Consider the following 16000-nt stretch of genomic DNA (forward strand, 5'->3'; position numbering starts at 1 on the left):
TATTCATTTATAAAATGTACTATCTTTATATTCTTAAATGCGCTGACAAAACTTTGTACACTGGCATTACTCTTGATTTAGCGCGCAGAATAAAAGAACATAATTTCTCTAAACTCGGCGCTAAATATACTCGCGCTCGCAGGCCAGTTGAGCTGGTCTATTCAAAAAAATTCCGCAGTCGCTCCACTGCTTCTCGGGCAGAAGCAAAACTAAAAAATCTGACCAGGGCTGAAAAACTTAAAATTATTGCCAAGAATTAATTTTTTCAATATGGATTTAATTTCATTATTTACTTCAATTCGTGATATCCCTTATAAAATCCCTTTGCAATGGAACGAGGAAAATAATTGTTGCAGTGGCAAACACGAAAAATTACTTAACTTACTGACAGAAAATAGCTACGAAGCCAGATATCGTGTTTGCGTTTTTTTATGGAGCGAACTGAATCTTCCTGCTGAATTAAAAAAGATTCCTCACGACGATGACTGTACCCATTCTTACTTAGAAATAAAAATAGATGGAAACTGGAAAATCTTAGATGCCACTTGGGATAAGGGTTTAAAAAACTTATTCCATATTAATGAATGGGACGGAAAGTCCGATACAGAAATTGCGGTAAAACCCACTAAAATTTTCACGCCACAGAAAAGTTTAGAAATTGTAAATAATCAAAGTAAAGAAGTCATCAATAAAGATTTAAAAATTAATGGTAAATTCTACAAAGGTTTTAATGAGTGGCTAGCTAAAAATAGAATATAAAAATTTATGGAAAACTTTGAAAATAATTTTCAATCTCCCATGCCAGAAGTTAAAAAATCCGAGAAATTAACCAGAGAAGATGTCATTGGCAGGATCAAAAAGAATGAAAACTTAGAAAATTGTAATTTGCTGGGACTTGATTTATCAGGTTTAAATTTTGAAGGCAAAAATTTTCGTGGGTCTGATATTCGAGGCGTAAATTTATATGATCAAACGAAAAAAGAAGGCGCCAACATCAAAAACGCTGATTTTACAGACACTGTTATTTCTGATTATTCCCTAGACACTATTTTTGCCCGCGTTAATGCCGAGGGAGCAACTTTTGGTTTTACGGAAAATTTAGATGTCAAAAGAAAACGCCAACGTGAAGCCGGTAAAATACCACAACCAGAGGACTTTAGTGGTTTTTTTAATTTTGTCGGCACTGCTGGTAATTTTAAAAAAACCAAATGGCTAAATGCTGATTTTGGCGGCGGCTCAGGTTGTGAAGCACTATTCCCAATGGCGGATTTAAGCGAAGCAGAAATATCGTGCTGTGATTTAAATCAAATTGATTTTTCCGAAACAAAAATTGATAAGATCAAAATTATTGACCCAGTTACGCTTGAAGGAATGCAAATAGCCGCCAGCCAAATTGAAACCATAGTTCAATCAATCCAATTAACAAATAAAGCAGCCCAAGCTGAATTTCTAAAAGAAGTAAAAGAAAAAGGGCCACAAAAAGCACTAGAAGATTTTTTTGAAATAGCGGTTATAGAAATTAAAGATTAACTATTAGACGAATTATGGAGCAACAAAAAACATTTGAAAACTACTTAATTTCTATCTAAATATGAAAAAAGAGAATGGAAAAATTATTGATGCCGGTTCCCGATTTGAAGAAGCAAGGAAAAAAGCAGATGTTAAAAAAGTGGCAGAAATACTAAAAGAAAATCTTCAAAAAGATAGCCTTGAAGTTATTGATCCCAATGAATTTTTTGATGCAATACAACAAGTAAAAGAAGCCCCTTTAATGCCTTTTATTCTTGCGGCTAAAAATTGTGTTGCGAGAGTAAGGCCAAATCTTTTGAGAGATGAAGATATAAATTTAGATAATCTTGAAGAAAAAATTAATAAAATTTATGGCAAAAATGGAGAAGAAGAAACCGAATTGATATTATATTCTCTTAAACAAATTTTAAAGCATGTGGTTTATTTTTTAGAAACCAACCCTGATGAAGAAGAGCTGGACAACACAATTAAATCTTTAAAAATACTATTATCCGGTAAATGGTACGATCAAAAATAGTTATATTTATTTTGAAATATTTAGGCACCTATTTACTGCTATTTTTTTCAAATTATCAAGACAAATTAATCATTGACATTCTCTCAAATTTACCCTATAATAGCTATATAATCCCACTTGTTAGGGATTTTTAGTTTAGAGAAATACGTAATATGAAATAGGTAATAAGGATTGGATAAATTTATAAATTAATATTCCTATCCATATTACATATTACTTATTTCTTATTACCCAATTTACGCCGCCATCGTCTAGTGGTTAGGACACCAGGTTTTCATCCTGGTAACAGGGGTCCGATTCCCCTTGGCGGTATTAGTTTAAAGAACAACCAAATTTTAGGTTGTTTTTTTAATTAAGATCCAAAGAATCTTGACATTTTTAAAAATATCTGCTAATCTTAATTATTCAAACTTAAAAAAGGAGGTGATAATCTTGCTTTTGCCCAAAGATGATAAGCCCGTAGTGTTTGAGTGCCAGGTTTGCCATGATAAATTTAGTTCCTCACTCGAGGCATTACAGTGCCCTGAAATTCATGGCTATCCTAAAGAAGCTTTTAAGCTCAATGACAAAGTAGAAGTAATAGGAGGCAAAGATAAGGGTTTTGTAGGTGTAATCTCTAATATCAACTATGCAAAACCTGGTAATCTTAATAGAGAACCGCATTCGGTCCTATACACGATTAGGGGTAATGAAACAATAAATAATCATAAGGTAAATTCCGATAACCGCATTGTTTTTGGGCACGCTACTGCCAGAGCAGGAGAAATAAAACTATGCGACTAAGCCGATCTTTAAATCCAATGAGATCGGCTTTTTACTTGCTAATTTTAGGATATTTGCTATAATTCAAATAAGAAATCTATTTATTTGTCAGCGCCGGCCGGTCAAATCAGATCGGCTTTTCGTATTGACAAATTCATTTATTTATGCTATTATATAGACTATGCAAAACTATATAATCCTAATTCAAAATTTACCCCCAATTCCTATGATTTTTAGACAATTTAATCTAAAATTTCTTAAGATTTCCCATAATCTATTAGAAAAATCAATCGTATTCTTGCTAATTTTAGCAATAATCTGGCAATTTGCCTTCCCAAGGCTAACTTCTGAGGCTCAAACCTTAGATGCAAAATCACTTGCTGAGGTTAAACAAGCTGAATTTCAGCAAAAATTAGGCCAACTAGTCAGAACAGTAAATGTGCCAGTCACAGCTTATAATAGTTTACCAGGTCAAACTGACTCAACTCCCTGTTTAACAGCTAATGACTTTGATTTATGCGCAAATAACCAACAAAATGTGATTGCTGCTAATTTCTTGCCATTTGGCACAAAAGTTAGATTCCCTGATTATGATCCTAATACTATTTATACTGTCCAAGACAGAATGAATGCGCGCTATTCATATCGCGCTGATATCTGGATGAAAGACATAGCACTCGCAAGACAATTTGGTATAAAAACCTTAAAGATGGAAATTTACAAATAACTCTGTCTCTGCTCTTAACAAAAAAACTCCGCGTCATTAAATGAGCGGGTTTTTTTGTTGAAGCTAAATGAATGTTTCCCCAGTTTTGACTTATTAACAGCTGATTTTTTGTTTTCGTGTTATAATTAACTTAATAAATGATTAACAAATTATGAAATTGATTAGCTTTAAGGTTTATTTGTTAACCAAAGCTTTTAAAGGAAAAAGTCTCTTGGTTTTAATTTTTGCAATTTTTGTTGCAATTTTTTGTTTGCCTAAAATTTCATCCTGGGCATATTTTGATTTAAATACCAATGACTATTTCCGGCAAATCCAAAAAGTTGTTAGTTTTGACACAAAAGATAAGCCTGAAATATTAAGGCTTTATGTTACTGCCTATGCGAGTGTGTCTGAACTGACTGATAACACGCCCTGCATCTCTGCCAGCGGGTATGATTTATGCAAACATAATGTGGAAAATGTTGTAGCTGCTAATTTCTTGCCATTTGGCGCAAAAGTAAAATTTCCAGACCTGGATCCTGACAAAGTATATACTGTTGTTGATCGGATGCATGAACGCTATAATAGCCGCCTGGATATTTGGATGAACTCAATTGAAAAAGCTAAAAAATTCGGCTTAAAAAAATTAACAGTTGAGATTTATAAAGATTAAATTCATGACCTTAATTGACCGCCTCCTTACTAAAAGATATAACTCGTTAAAAATAATGGTTCTTGGAATCGTTATTTTTTTTATAATTATAATTGATATCTTTACAGTATTTTATTTTCACAAATCAATCAGCAATGCGATTTTTGATGTTTTGGCAAGTTTAATTTTGACCAGCTTTCTGATGGCGTTAGTTTTTTACATTATAGACAAAAAAGAAAAACAGCAAACAGCCCAAATTGAACAGCTAACCGAAGCCTACCAGTATATTGGGCAAATTAATAGAAAAATTGATGCCTTGTTAGAACTGGACATTGCTTCTTTGGATCAATCAGCCCACCGGCCCATTCATGAAACTGCTTCTGGCATTTTTAAACAATTAATCACCCTGCTTGGAGCTAAAGCAGGTTTTTTACATCTTAATCCGCCGCTGGAATTTAAAATATATATAGATCAACAAAAAAATTCTGAGGTAAAAAACGCTTTGGAAATTTTAGCCCGCACTGGTGCTAAAGAATTTAGACATAGCCAGGGGGCAGCCAACGAATTATTTTTTAAGGAACTCGGCTTAACCGAAAATCTGCTGAAAAAATATGATTTTGTCATTAAGCCGGTTTATATGCACAAGCGGGATATTGGCATTATGTTATTATTATTTAAAAAAAATCAGCCGTTGGAAGATCGCGATTTAAATATTATCCGCGTTTTTTCTTTTTATCTGGCTTTGAATGCCACTTTTAAGCCCGACTTTTCATCTTCTCAGACTTGAAAAAACTCTTTAAAAATGTTAAGCTAAAGAAAACTTACCCAGGGTAAGTTTTTATAATCTCGGCCAGATAGCTCGTCTCGGCTGGGCAGACAAGCTTTTCTGTTATTATAAAATTACATCCGAGCCGAAGCCGGGTAAGGCAGAGGTCTGCCGGCCTCCGCAAATTAAAATTATGGCCTGATAGCCAAGTAGTAAGGCAAGGGTCTGCCTGCCTTCGCAAATTATGGTCTGGTAGCCAAGCAGTAAGGCAGAGGTCTGCAAAACCTCTATACATGGGTGCAATTCCCATCCAGACCTAAAGACGTTGTTTGCTACGGCAGGTCAAAATCTAAGGTCCTCCGTAGCTCTTAGAGCGTAGGAGGACAAAACCCTTATGCGTGGGTGCAACTCCCACTCAGGCCTCCATGTAAATTTGCTTCGGCCAGTCAATATCTATTTAGATCCTCCGAAGCTCCGTAGGAGCGAAGGCGGACAAAACCTCTATGCAGAGTGCCTGCCCTCCATAGTTTTAACGAAGGAGGGCAACTCCCACTCAGGCCTAAAGCGTTAAATATTTTTGGTAGCTCATCTGGGCTAAGATAACTTTTATAAAGTTATTATGACGGAAAAATTTGTTCTCAAAGAACAACCTCAAGAAAGCATTATTACCAGAGATAAAATTGAAGCCCCGCCTAATTTTGTCAGTGTTTTTCATGAGACAAAAATCGAATTTCTGCCACCGATTAATCAAACCGGCTTAAAAGCCAGGATTGAATCAAAAGGCAAGGGCAGGAATGAAGAAATGAAGAAAAGGAATAAATTGATAGACCAGTATCTCCCGGAAAATTTAAAAAAACTAGGCCTAAGCCGCAATAATATCTACGCCTATCCCTTTTTGGAGCGTGGCCATGGCCTGCTTGGCGCAGATAGAAGATTTATAAAAAAAGGTGACTTTGCTATTGGACAGGAATTTACAGCTTTTTCAGAAGGTGCGCGATATATATTAAAAGAAATGGGCGTAAAAACACTGGCAGAATACAAAGCAAAAGTTAACGATCCTGTTTATCTAAAGAATAAATATCCGGGTGAAGTCCTGGAAATAAAAGTTGACCCGGAAAAATGCTATGTGGGTGACTTGGAGTATATTGTCAGAATACAAGACTTAATGGATCGCGGCTGGACCAGAGAAGATGCAGGAGAAGAGCAGGCTAAATATTACTGGCAGAAATTAATTACGCTCAAAGATTTTTTAAAATGGTACAGAGAACCTGAATGGGCTGAAGATAACAATAATATTAAAAATGCCGAAGATTTTAAAGAAGAGATTTATTCTGCTTCAGATTACCATTTACTAAAAGGCGCGCCAGATAATTTGCCGGAAACAATCTATCATCCTGAGATTTTAATTCCCGCTGACATTCCCCAAAAACATATTAAATTAGTTCAATAAGCATGCGCCCAAAATTTATTTCTTAGAAATAAAAAAACGCCTAGATTTTTTTCTAGGCGTTTTTTAAAATTTAATTCATTTTTTTCACCTCTTTCATTAAAAAATTCCCAATATATTTATGGATTGGCACGCCCGTAACTCTTTCGTGTATAAATAAACTGCAGGCCGTATTAATTTCATTTAAAATAAAATTGCCCCTTTTATCCTCAAAAAAATCAATAAAGTTAACTTGGGCTTTAAATGCTCTGGCTGTCTTTTCCGCCAGTTTTTTTAATTTATCGCTTTCGGGAATGTATTTTTTTATCTTAGGGTTAAGGCAAACACTGCATTTCCAGCTCTGATTTGGCATATCATAAGTATAAGCATTATCTAGTGCCTTATAATCAATTACAATAACCCTGATTAACTTTGTGTATTCAATAAATTCCTGAACCTGGATATTCTCGCCAGGCACAATATTAACCTTTTCAAGCAATTCTTTTTCAGTAATATTAGAATCAATTTTTTGACAAAAAACACCTTGTCCCTGGCTATGGATTGGTTTTAAAACTAAAACTTTGTATTTGGCTAACAGCTTTTTTATTGTTTCTAAATCTTCTCTTTTGACCTTGCGCGTTCTGGCTGCGGGAATATTATTTTTTGCCGCCCAGGCATTAGCTTTATACTTATTACTAGTAAGTTCTAAAGTTTTAACAGAATTAATAATTTTAAAACCCATGGCTTCAATTTCAGCTAATTTTTTATTGGTAATCCTACCGGCTGTGCGGGAATGAATTAACGTATTGCCTGGCATTAAATTGTATTTTTTGATAACTTGCTTTAATTCCCCGCGACGGGCAATATAACAATTAAACCCCTGCCTTATTATATGCTCCTGAATCTTGAACGCATATTTAAAACCCCTTTTTGTCCTGACAATAATTATATTCATGATTTTTAAAATAAATTTTTATAAATCGTCTTAACTATCTGCAAATATTTAGGCTTTAATTGCCCATTACTTTGTAAAATATTTCTCTTAAACAAAGCGTGCGTAATACGAGCCAAACGGCTCCATTTTTTTATTATAGTTTTCTTTTTAGGCACTCCATCAACTAAAATAAAATCATTATCGCTTTTTAAATCATCGTAAAAGATTGCCTCTTTTTTAAAAATAATCGTTTTATTTTTAGGGTTAAAATTATAAACTCCGACTTCCAGTTCGTTTTTTACAATTAAATCGTAATCTTTGGTATTGGATAAAACAAGGTGACTGCCAGAAATTGGCTTTTGATACATTTTATTTAATTGGCTTACATTAATCTTATAAGGAATATCCAAAAATTCTAAAAAATGAAAAAAATCCATGGGAATAATTTTATATTTCAAATGAATCATGGATAAAATGGGAAACGCCCCAGTATAACGCGCATTACATTCAACCAGATAAACTTTATTGGCTTTTTGATTAACAATCAAGTCAATGCCAAAAATTCCTTTATAGCCTTGCTTGTACATATGCTTGCCCAATCCTTGAGCAATCACTTGTGATTGTTTAACAATTTTGGCATTTAATTCTGACCCAAAAACATGGCCGCAAAAAAGCCCGTTGCCTTTCTTGGGAGAAATCACTTGAGGTATATCAATAATCTGCCTTTGAATTTTAGAAACCAAAGTCCCGTACTTAGTAGCGCAACAAGCCACGCTACAGCTTAAACCAGTAATAAATCTTGTAACATTCACTAGAGTTAAAACCTTGCCATGGAATTTCCCTTCTTTAATCTGGGCTTTAAATTTTTTAAACTCTTTCTCATTTTTTATAAATAAAGTCCCTTTGCCGCCGCCTAGCATAAAATCTGGAAGTTGAATTACAAATTTAGGGCCATATTTTTTTCTGAAAAATTTATAATCTTTACTATAAAATTCTGAGAATTCAAAAATATTGCCCGCAATCGGTTTTATTCCTACCTTATCCATAACTTTTCTAAAACTCGCCTTGTTTTCAAAAATTTTATTTACCTTTGACTTATTGGCGATTATTTCTACGCCTAACGGCCTGACAGCATTTTGGATATTATTATTAGATCTGTATAAAAATAAAATTTTCTTTCCTTCAAAGTTAGCGATATAATTCCTCACTGTTTTATTGCGTAAAAGATTATTGGCGTTTGAAAACTTTAATTTTATATTGGGCTTTCTTTTTTTTAAACAAAAAATGTCAGCATATTTTTCCAGAACTTTATTATCCTTTGAATCTTTAAAAGTAATGACTTTAAAATTTTTTAAAAAAAGCCCAGGGAAAAAACGCATAAAGGCAGTCACGCCCACGCCAAAAACAGTCGCTTTGGGATTTAATTTTTTCTCTAAAAATCTGGAGAAATCTTGATAAGTTTTTATATTTAACATGTCTTTATTTTAACAAAAAATATGCCTTTTTAAAAGCAGAAAAAAGTGATAGAATGAAGATGTTACAAATATACAAATCAAATACAAATTATTACAAATATTAATAAGGGTATTATGACAAATAAAGTGATTTATCCAGAATTATCTTATGAAATAGTGGGTGTTTTATTTGATGTTTATAATGAACTGGGTTATGGTTACCAAGAAAAATATTATGACAGTGCTGTGGCAAAGGCCTTAGATTTGAAGCATATCAGATTTAAGCGGCAAGTGCCTTTTGATGTAAAATATAAAGACAATAAAATTGGTAAAGGAATACTTGATTTTTTAATTGAAGATAAAATCGTATTAGAATTAAAAATCGGAAAATATTTTACTAAACAAAGTTTTAATCAGGTAAAAGGCTATCTTAAATCCACTAATAAAAAATTGGCAATCATGGCTATTTTTACTCCTAAAGGTGTTAGGTTTATTAGAATCTTAAATGAAAATAATAAAATTAGTAAAAATGAAACAGAAATAAACCTTAATAAAGTTAGAGAATTATTCAAATATTAATTTGTAAATATTCGTCATAATATTTGCATATTTGTATCATATGCCGAAGGCAAAACAAAAATTCATCCTCATCGACGGCAATGCCCTGGTCCACCGCGCTTTTCACGCCTTGCCGCCGCTCACCACAAAAACTGGCGAGCTGGTTAATGCTGTCTATGGTTTTATTACCATTTTCTTAAAAGCGCTCAAAGACATTAAACCAGAATACGTGGCAGTTACTTTTGATAAAGCAAAAAAAACTTTTCGTGATGAAATTTATAAAGAATATAAGGCCACACGTGTCAAAGCGCCTCAAGAACTTTATGACCAGATACCCAAAATTAAGGAAGTGCTTAAATTATTTAAGGTACCAATTTATGAATTAGATGGCTTTGAGGCTGATGATGTGATTGGCACAATTGCTCACCATGCAGAAGTGAATAAGCCGGAAATTGAAACCATTATTGTGACCGGCGACCTTGATACTTTGCAGTTAATTGATGACAACACTAAAGTCTATTCTTTAAAACGCGGCATTTCAGATACAATTATTTATGATGAAAAAAATGTCATGCAAAGATACGATGGCTTAAAGCCAAATCAAATGATTGATTATAAAGCGCTTAAAGGCGATCCCTCTGATAATATCCCTGGAGTTAAAGGCATTGGCGAAAAAACAGCTATCCAACTTTTAACCCAATTTAAAACTTTGGACAATCTTTACAAAAATATCCAAAGCAAAAAATTCTCTGATTCTGTGCGCCAAAAATTAATTGATCATAAAGAAGAAGCATATTTAAGCCAGAAACTCGCCACTATTGTACTTAATGCCCCGATAGAATTTAAATTAGCCGATGCTAAAATAAAACCTTACGACAAACAGGGCCTGATCAATCTTTTTCAAAATTATCAATTTACCAGTTTGTTAAATAAACTGCCTGGAGAATCAGCGCCAGCCCCAGCTGATGGTTCGACTAGGCTTGCCCTGAGCAAAGCCGAAGGGCTCACCATGACAGCTGGGGTTAATTATCAGACAATTCAAACAGACAAAGATTTAGAAGTTTTCCTTACATCACTAAAAAAACAAAAAGAATTCTGCTTTGATACAGAGACAACCGGCCTGGATCCTTTTAATTCCAAGCTTATGGGCATTAGCTTTTGCTGGCAAGTAGGCTTAGCTTATTACTTACCAATTGCTGAAGTTAAAGGCGAAGGTTTATTTGAAGAAATAAAAATAAATCAGGCCTGGTTAAAAAAATTATCACCCATTTTTGCTGATAAAAAAATTGCCAAGATCGGACATAATCTCAAATTTGATTCTGAAATGTTAATTAATCAAGGGCTGGAAGTTAATAATCTGGCCTTTGATACCATGATTGCTTCTTATGTTTTAAATCCTGGTTCACGCGCTCATAGTTTGGATAATCTTGCTTTTACAGAACTGGGACACCAGATGATTTCCTTTGCTGATCTTACCAATAATAAAAAAACACCCATTACCCAAGTCCCCTTAGCCAAACTCTCTGAATATTCTTGTGAAGATGCTGATTTTACCTGGCGTCTGTATATTTTATTAAGTAAAAAGTTAGAAAGTGAAAAGTTTATCAAGTTATTTTCTGAAATTGAAATGCCTTTAATCCCGGTTTTAATTAGTATGGAACAGGATGGAATTAAAATAGATCCTCAATACTTAAAAATCTTTTCCAAAAAGATTCAAAAATCCATCGATGCTGTTTCTAAAAATATCTTTAAATTAGCAGGCCAGGAATTTAATATTTCTTCACCAATGCAACTCAAAGAAATTCTTTTTGATAAATTACAAATCTCAACTGCTGGCATTGGTAGAATTAAAACCGGCTTTTCTACTGATGCTGCTTCTTTGGAAAAACTCAAAGGCAGGCATAAAATTATTGATTTAATTTCAGATTACCGTGAATTAAGCAAATTAAAAAATACTTATATTGATGCTTTGCCCCAATTGATTGAAAAATCTACTGGCAGAGTGCACACCAGCTTTAACCAAACAATCACTGCCACAGGCCGCTTGTCTTCTTCAGAACCTAATTTACAAAATATACCTATTAAAACCGCCTTGGGCCGCGAAGTACGCAAAGCCTTTATTGCTGAAAAGGGTTATAAGTTAGTTGCTGCTGATTATTCCCAGATTGAATTAAGAATTGTGGCTTCCTTATCAAATGACCAGAACATGATAAAAGCATTTAAAGAAGGCGAAGATATTCATACTATTACAGCTGCTAAAATTCATGGCTTAAAACCAGAAGAAGTGACCAAGGAAATCAGGCGCAGTGCCAAAGAAATTAATTTTGGGGTTATGTATGGCATGGGCGCTAATGGCGTGGCAGCCAGAACTGGAATTTCCCGTGAAGAAGCCCATGAATTTATTGATAAATATTTTGAGGCATTTCCTAATATAAAAAAATATATTGAAGAAACTAAAGATTTTGCCAGAGATAAAGGTTATGTGGAAACACTCTTTGGCCGCCGCAGGTACTTGCCTGACATCCATTCAGGTGTTCCCAACATTGCCGCTGCGGCGGAAAGAATGGCCATAAACATGCCTATCCAAGGCACTGCCGCTGATTTAATTAAAATGGCCATGATTAAAATTCACTCTAAACTCTCTCAAATATCCCCTAAATCAAGAATGATTCTTCAAGTCCACGACGAACTAGTCTTTGAAGTTCCAGACAAAGAAACAGCCAAAGTCGCTGACTTTGTTAAAAAAGAGATGGAAGATGTTTATAAATTCAAATGCCCAATCAAAGTAGATGTGGAAGTCGGCGATAATTGGGGTGAACTCAAATAAAATTGCTAGAGGTTCGGCCTCCAATTTGGAGGCCGAACCTCTACTCCTCCCCATTTGGCGCAAAAAAATCCCTAGTAAATATTATTTACTAGGGAAAGGATTGTACTTAATTTCCATATTATATAGGATGGGAAAGGAAGTAAACTCCAGGCGAATCTGTCTTGGGATCAAAACTTTTGACTTGCTTTGCAAATAATTCAGCAGCTTTATCCAGAATTTTTTTCGACGCCATGGGCAGAACATGCCAGGTTGTTGAACCATCTTCATTCGTCTTAAAAACGATATCACCAAGATATTTATAGGTGCCATTAACATTGCACCAGATGTAAATACCATGCCATGCTTCTGAATTCACAATTCCAGCAACCAATTTTTCGCCGATGCGGATTAATGTTTGATCCTGATTGGAAACTGATTCGATATCCATTTCTACGAATTCACCACTGACGAGTTTTACTCTTTTAGACATTCGATCCTCCTTTTTTAAAAATTACTTTGTACACTTAAGCTGTATTTTTGATTTGAGCGCACTGGGAGGGAGTCTGACCCTCACGGACTCTTACCCTATAGGCAAGTTAGTCCACTAGGTTTGGAACCTAGCGCGTCTCAATTCCGCCACCAGTGCATAGATTACTATTTATCATATTTTCTCAACCTTGTCAATCCCATTCGCGTCATTCGCATTCAAAATATTCGCATAAATTTAAAAAGCCGACAATTTAATGCCAGCTTATGCTTACCCACCGTAGCTCATAGGAGTCCAAATGGGTTGTTGTGTTTATGAAAGATAGAGCCTACTTACGCACACCGCCGAACCAAACTACATTTTCAAATGCACTATTGCTGCCAGCATAACTTCTTCTGACACTAACAATGCGACCGCAACCATCTTCATCTCTATAAAAAATGGCGTAGCCCCAATCTTGGTCTTGGATTTTCCAAAGAGCCATGTTAGGGAACTCATCCGCAAATTCGAGTTCATTCTCATTGACTGCTGCAACCGCATAAGGGTCATAGATCATCCCCCGATTTTTAAACTCTCTATCCAAATCTATAAAGGGGATATAATCCACTTTCCCATTGAAAAGAGTGAAAAATACGACTTCAACATTATCTTTTTTTTGGGTCTCGCATGCAGGCATAGTTCTTAATGCATCGGTTTCCACATATTCTTTCCGGTGAGTGAATGCTATTTCGGCCTTATCCCTATTTTTGATCTCGCATTCGGGTATGGTCACTATCACAATGCTTTCCTTGGATATAACCCGACCAGTAGCATTAATTACTTCTTCAGGTGTACGCGTATAATCAACGGAAACGACCCGTCTGATTCCGCTAAACATGATAGCTGTACCTCATTCCTTTCTTCCGCTTTAAGCGGATATTAAAGCTCATTCTCTGATACCTCGTAAGGCATCGCTTCTATTTATTTAAAAGTTCAATCCGTTTTTCAGCTCATGAAAAAATTTCCTGGGCTAAAGACGAAAGGTGAGTCAGTTCCCATGAGAATATGGCTCACCTAAAATTTTTATTTGAGTTACCGCAAGAGGTGCATAAAACGAATATCTGTAATCAAGGCAAAAATTGAAATTACCATAATACAGATATTAAGGAAGAAGGGTGAATCTGTTACGTGACGGCTACTGAAGCACGAGATAAGTCCCAGGAACGAAAAAAGGATTCCAAACCCTACCACCACAAAAACAGATAACAAGATTATTTTCGCGAAGAAATCTAAAATGAACATTTTACTACCTCCTTAAATTGTTTTCAAAAAAACTTTATGCGCGGGAAAGGCACCTTTGCGCCCTCCCGCACACTATTGAAACCTCCAGATTTCAATAACTCTAATCTTAGCATATTTTGGAGGTTTTGTCAAGACTTACGGAAATTGCTGATTGTGCTAAAATAAAGCTACCGCTGAAATAAGAAATAAGTAATATGTAATACGGAAAGGAATATAAATTATATTTAAATAATCTTCCCATCCGTATTTCTTATTACCTATTACGTATTACTGCATTTTCATATACAAACCTATGATAATATTTTTATACGGTGAAGATACGTATAGATCAAATCAGAAACTCACCCAAATCAAAGCCAAGTTCCTCAAAGAAGTTGATAGTACTTCTATGAACTTAACCACCTTAGACGGTGCCAAGCTTAAATTTGAAGAATTTAACCAGCAGGTCAAAGCCAGCCCGTTTTTAGCGCGCAAAAGAATGATTATTATAAAAAATTTAATTTCTGAAAATAAATCCAAGGAAATCCAGAAAGAAGTGGTGGAACTTTTAAATTCAACTGACCAAAACGCTAAAGACGAAAATATCCTGGTTTTCTGGGAAAGCGCCAGCCATTCCAAAACCAAGGGCAAAGACGCGCTTTGGACACGACTAGCCAAAGAAAAACTGGCTGAAGAATTTGAGCCCTTAAGACCGGCCCAACTTAATGCCTGGGTCAAAAAAGAAATTGAAACGCAAGGAGGCAAAATTGATAACCAGACCATTGCTTTATTAGCCGCCACTGTCGGCAATGACCTCTGGCAAATGGCCAATGAGATTACTAAGCTCACAAATTATTGCCAAACCAAGCCGATTACCGCTGCTGACATTGAAAATCTGGTCAAAGCCAAATTTGATGACAATATTTTTAATTTGGTTGATGCCTTAGGCAATAATAATAAAAAACTGGCTTTTAAATTAATGTCAGACCAATTTAATTTGGAAGCTGACGAAATGTATTTGCTTTCCATGCTAATTCGCCAGTTTAGAATTTTACTGGAAATTAAAGATTTAATAAATGAGCATCCTAAAATTACCAAAGATTTAATTGCTAAAGATTTAAGCATTCATCCTTTTGTAGCTCAAAAAGCATTATGGCAGGTTAAAAATTTCACTTTTGCTAAGCTTAAACAAATTTACCAGCTCCTTTTAGACCTTGACTTTAAACTCAAAACCTCCCAATCAAAACCCAAGGTTCTTTTTGACCTCTTTATCGCCCAAATTTAAATAAAAAAAAAGAGGCTGAATTTTATCCAGCCTCTGTCAAAATTTTCTCCAGATCCACGATCTCAAACGGCTTTTTAAAAAACTTCACGTTTACCGGCAAATTATTAGGACGCTCATCGGAAATTAATACGACTTTAGCCGGGCATTTTGAACAAGACTCATGATTTCTAAGCGCATTAATCAAGTCAATGCCGTTCATCACAGGCATGTTAAAATCTATGATCAGAGCGTCAAATGGGAATCGTCCGGCCATAAACATAGCCAGCTCAATGTCTTCTGTTGCAAAAACATCGTGACCCAAATCTTTTAAAAAATCTGGGATAGAAATCCTCACCCCTTCATCATCATCAACAAATAGAATTTTCACCATTTCCTCCTTAGTTGATTGTGTAAATATAATATTACCACATTATAAGAAAAAAGAAAGAGGCTCATTGAGCCTCTTTTTTAACCATGTCTTTGAGTTTATCCAATTCGTTTTTATCGCAATAGTCAACTCCCTCCTGAAGTTTAAAAATTTCGCGTGGATGAGTTGACATCAGAATGATGCGCATTCCTGCAAATTGCGGATCTGCCAGCACATGTTTAATTAAGTTGAGCCCGTCCATAACGGGCATCTGATAATCCGTGATCAGCAAATCAAATTTTTCCTGCTCTAATTTCTCTAAGGCTTGCTGACCATTTTCAGCCTCAACAATTTCAAAATCTTTCTTAGGCCGTAAAAGCCACTTGATTGCGTTGCGCATACGCTCTAAATCATCTACAAGCAATATTTTCATACTGCCTCCTTTGTAAAATTATCTACTAGTTTAGCATATCTAGGCGATTTTGTCAACCACGTCGCTAGCAAGCAGCGT

At 35.0% G+C, this 16000-nt stretch carries 18 protein-coding genes and 3 tRNA genes; 14 read left to right on the top strand and 7 right to left on the bottom strand.

Translation table 11 applies throughout. The features are described from left to right. Nucleotides 1-14 precede the first annotated feature (14 nt). The 11 genes from WC460_02040 (at nt 15) to WC460_02090 (ending at nt 6383) form a co-directional block, all read left to right on the top strand. Nucleotides 15-260 (top strand): GIY-YIG nuclease family protein, encoded by a 246-nt coding sequence (locus WC460_02040; protein ID MFA5188125.1) that lies wholly within the window; start codon nt 15-17, stop codon nt 258-260. Between the two features lie 10 nt (nt 261-270). Then, nucleotides 271-759 (top strand): hypothetical protein, encoded by a 489-nt coding sequence (locus tag WC460_02045; GenBank protein ID MFA5188126.1) that lies wholly within the window; start codon nt 271-273, stop codon nt 757-759. A 6-nt stretch (nt 760-765) separates the two neighbouring features. Beyond that, complete coding sequence (locus tag WC460_02050; GenBank protein ID MFA5188127.1) at nt 766-1530, top strand: pentapeptide repeat-containing protein; 765 nt, start codon at nt 766-768, stop codon at nt 1528-1530. 61 nt (nt 1531-1591) lie between these two features. Continuing rightward, nucleotides 1592-2047: a hypothetical protein gene (locus WC460_02055; GenBank protein MFA5188128.1), complete on the top strand. Its 456-nt coding sequence runs from the start codon at nt 1592-1594 to the stop codon at nt 2045-2047. 240 nt (nt 2048-2287) lie between these two features. Then, nucleotides 2288-2359: transfer RNA gene (locus tag WC460_02060), tRNA-Glu, on the top strand. 57 nt (nt 2360-2416) lie between these two features. Then, entirely contained in the window at nt 2417-2830 is a 414-nt protein-coding gene (locus tag WC460_02065; GenBank protein ID MFA5188129.1) for a KOW motif-containing protein, read from the top strand. 205 nt (nt 2831-3035) lie between these two features. After that, on the top strand, nt 3036-3536 hold the full coding sequence (locus WC460_02070) for a hypothetical protein (protein ID MFA5188130.1): 501 nt from the start codon (nt 3036-3038) through the stop codon (nt 3534-3536). Between the two features lie 151 nt (nt 3537-3687). Continuing rightward, nucleotides 3688-4188 (top strand): hypothetical protein, encoded by a 501-nt coding sequence (locus WC460_02075; GenBank protein MFA5188131.1) that lies wholly within the window; start codon nt 3688-3690, stop codon nt 4186-4188. A gap of 55 nt (nt 4189-4243) precedes the next feature. Continuing rightward, nucleotides 4244-4954 carry a hypothetical protein gene (locus WC460_02080; GenBank protein MFA5188132.1) on the top strand — a complete coding sequence of 237 codons (711 nt, stop codon included), beginning with the start codon at nt 4244-4246 and terminating at the stop codon, nt 4952-4954. Nucleotides 4955-5179: 225 nt separating this feature from the next. Next, nucleotides 5180-5251 (top strand) — tRNA-Cys (locus tag WC460_02085). A gap of 301 nt (nt 5252-5552) precedes the next feature. Next, a complete protein-coding gene (locus tag WC460_02090) occupies nt 5553-6383 on the top strand; it encodes a hypothetical protein (protein ID MFA5188133.1) in 831 nt (276 codons plus the stop codon). A gap of 70 nt (nt 6384-6453) precedes the next feature. On the opposite strand, the gene WC460_02095 is transcribed toward WC460_02090, so the two are convergent. Then, the gene (locus tag WC460_02095) at nt 6454-7314 is read right to left on the bottom strand and encodes a hypothetical protein (GenBank protein ID MFA5188134.1); all 861 of its coding nucleotides are present in this window, start codon (nt 7312-7314) and stop codon (nt 6454-6456) included. A gap of 5 nt (nt 7315-7319) precedes the next feature. Then, nucleotides 7320-8768, bottom strand: a complete 1449-nt coding sequence (locus WC460_02100) for an ATP-grasp domain-containing protein (protein ID MFA5188135.1) — start codon at nt 8766-8768, stop codon at nt 7320-7322. Between the two features lie 114 nt (nt 8769-8882). Here WC460_02100 and WC460_02105 point away from each other — a divergent pair, with 114 nt between their 5' ends. Together WC460_02105 and polA are read left to right on the top strand one after the other, a co-directional pair. Then, entirely contained in the window at nt 8883-9326 is a 444-nt protein-coding gene (locus WC460_02105; GenBank protein ID MFA5188136.1) for a GxxExxY protein, read from the top strand. 40 nt (nt 9327-9366) lie between these two features. Beyond that, on the top strand, nt 9367-12132 hold the full coding sequence (polA, locus tag WC460_02110) for a DNA polymerase I (GenBank protein MFA5188137.1): 2766 nt from the start codon (nt 9367-9369) through the stop codon (nt 12130-12132). A gap of 118 nt (nt 12133-12250) precedes the next feature. On the opposite strand, the gene WC460_02115 is transcribed toward polA, so the two are convergent. The 3 genes from WC460_02115 to WC460_02125 form a co-directional block, all read right to left on the bottom strand. Then, nucleotides 12251-12559: a hypothetical protein gene (locus tag WC460_02115; protein ID MFA5188138.1), complete on the bottom strand. Its 309-nt coding sequence runs from the start codon at nt 12557-12559 to the stop codon at nt 12251-12253. 99 nt (nt 12560-12658) lie between these two features. Further along, nucleotides 12659-12757 (bottom strand) — tRNA-Trp (locus WC460_02120). A gap of 169 nt (nt 12758-12926) precedes the next feature. Then, nucleotides 12927-13475 carry a hypothetical protein gene (locus WC460_02125; GenBank protein MFA5188139.1) on the bottom strand — a complete coding sequence of 183 codons (549 nt, stop codon included), beginning with the start codon at nt 13473-13475 and terminating at the stop codon, nt 12927-12929. 696 nt (nt 13476-14171) lie between these two features. Here WC460_02125 and holA point away from each other — a divergent pair. Further along, the gene (holA, locus tag WC460_02130) at nt 14172-15143 is read left to right on the top strand and encodes a DNA polymerase III subunit delta (protein ID MFA5188140.1); all 972 of its coding nucleotides are present in this window, start codon (nt 14172-14174) and stop codon (nt 15141-15143) included. 22 nt (nt 15144-15165) lie between these two features. Here holA and WC460_02135 read toward each other — a convergent pair whose 3' ends face one another. Then, nucleotides 15166-15510: a response regulator gene (locus WC460_02135; protein ID MFA5188141.1), complete on the bottom strand. Its 345-nt coding sequence runs from the start codon at nt 15508-15510 to the stop codon at nt 15166-15168. 64 nt (nt 15511-15574) lie between these two features. Then, entirely contained in the window at nt 15575-15922 is a 348-nt protein-coding gene (locus WC460_02140; protein ID MFA5188142.1) for a response regulator, read from the bottom strand. Nucleotides 15923-16000: the final 78 nt, after the last annotated feature.

It is taken from the genome of Patescibacteria group bacterium (genome assembly GCA_041651155.1).
In the GTDB taxonomy this organism is placed as follows: domain Bacteria; phylum Patescibacteriota; class Patescibacteriia; order CAIXNZ01; family CAIXNZ01; genus JAPLYF01.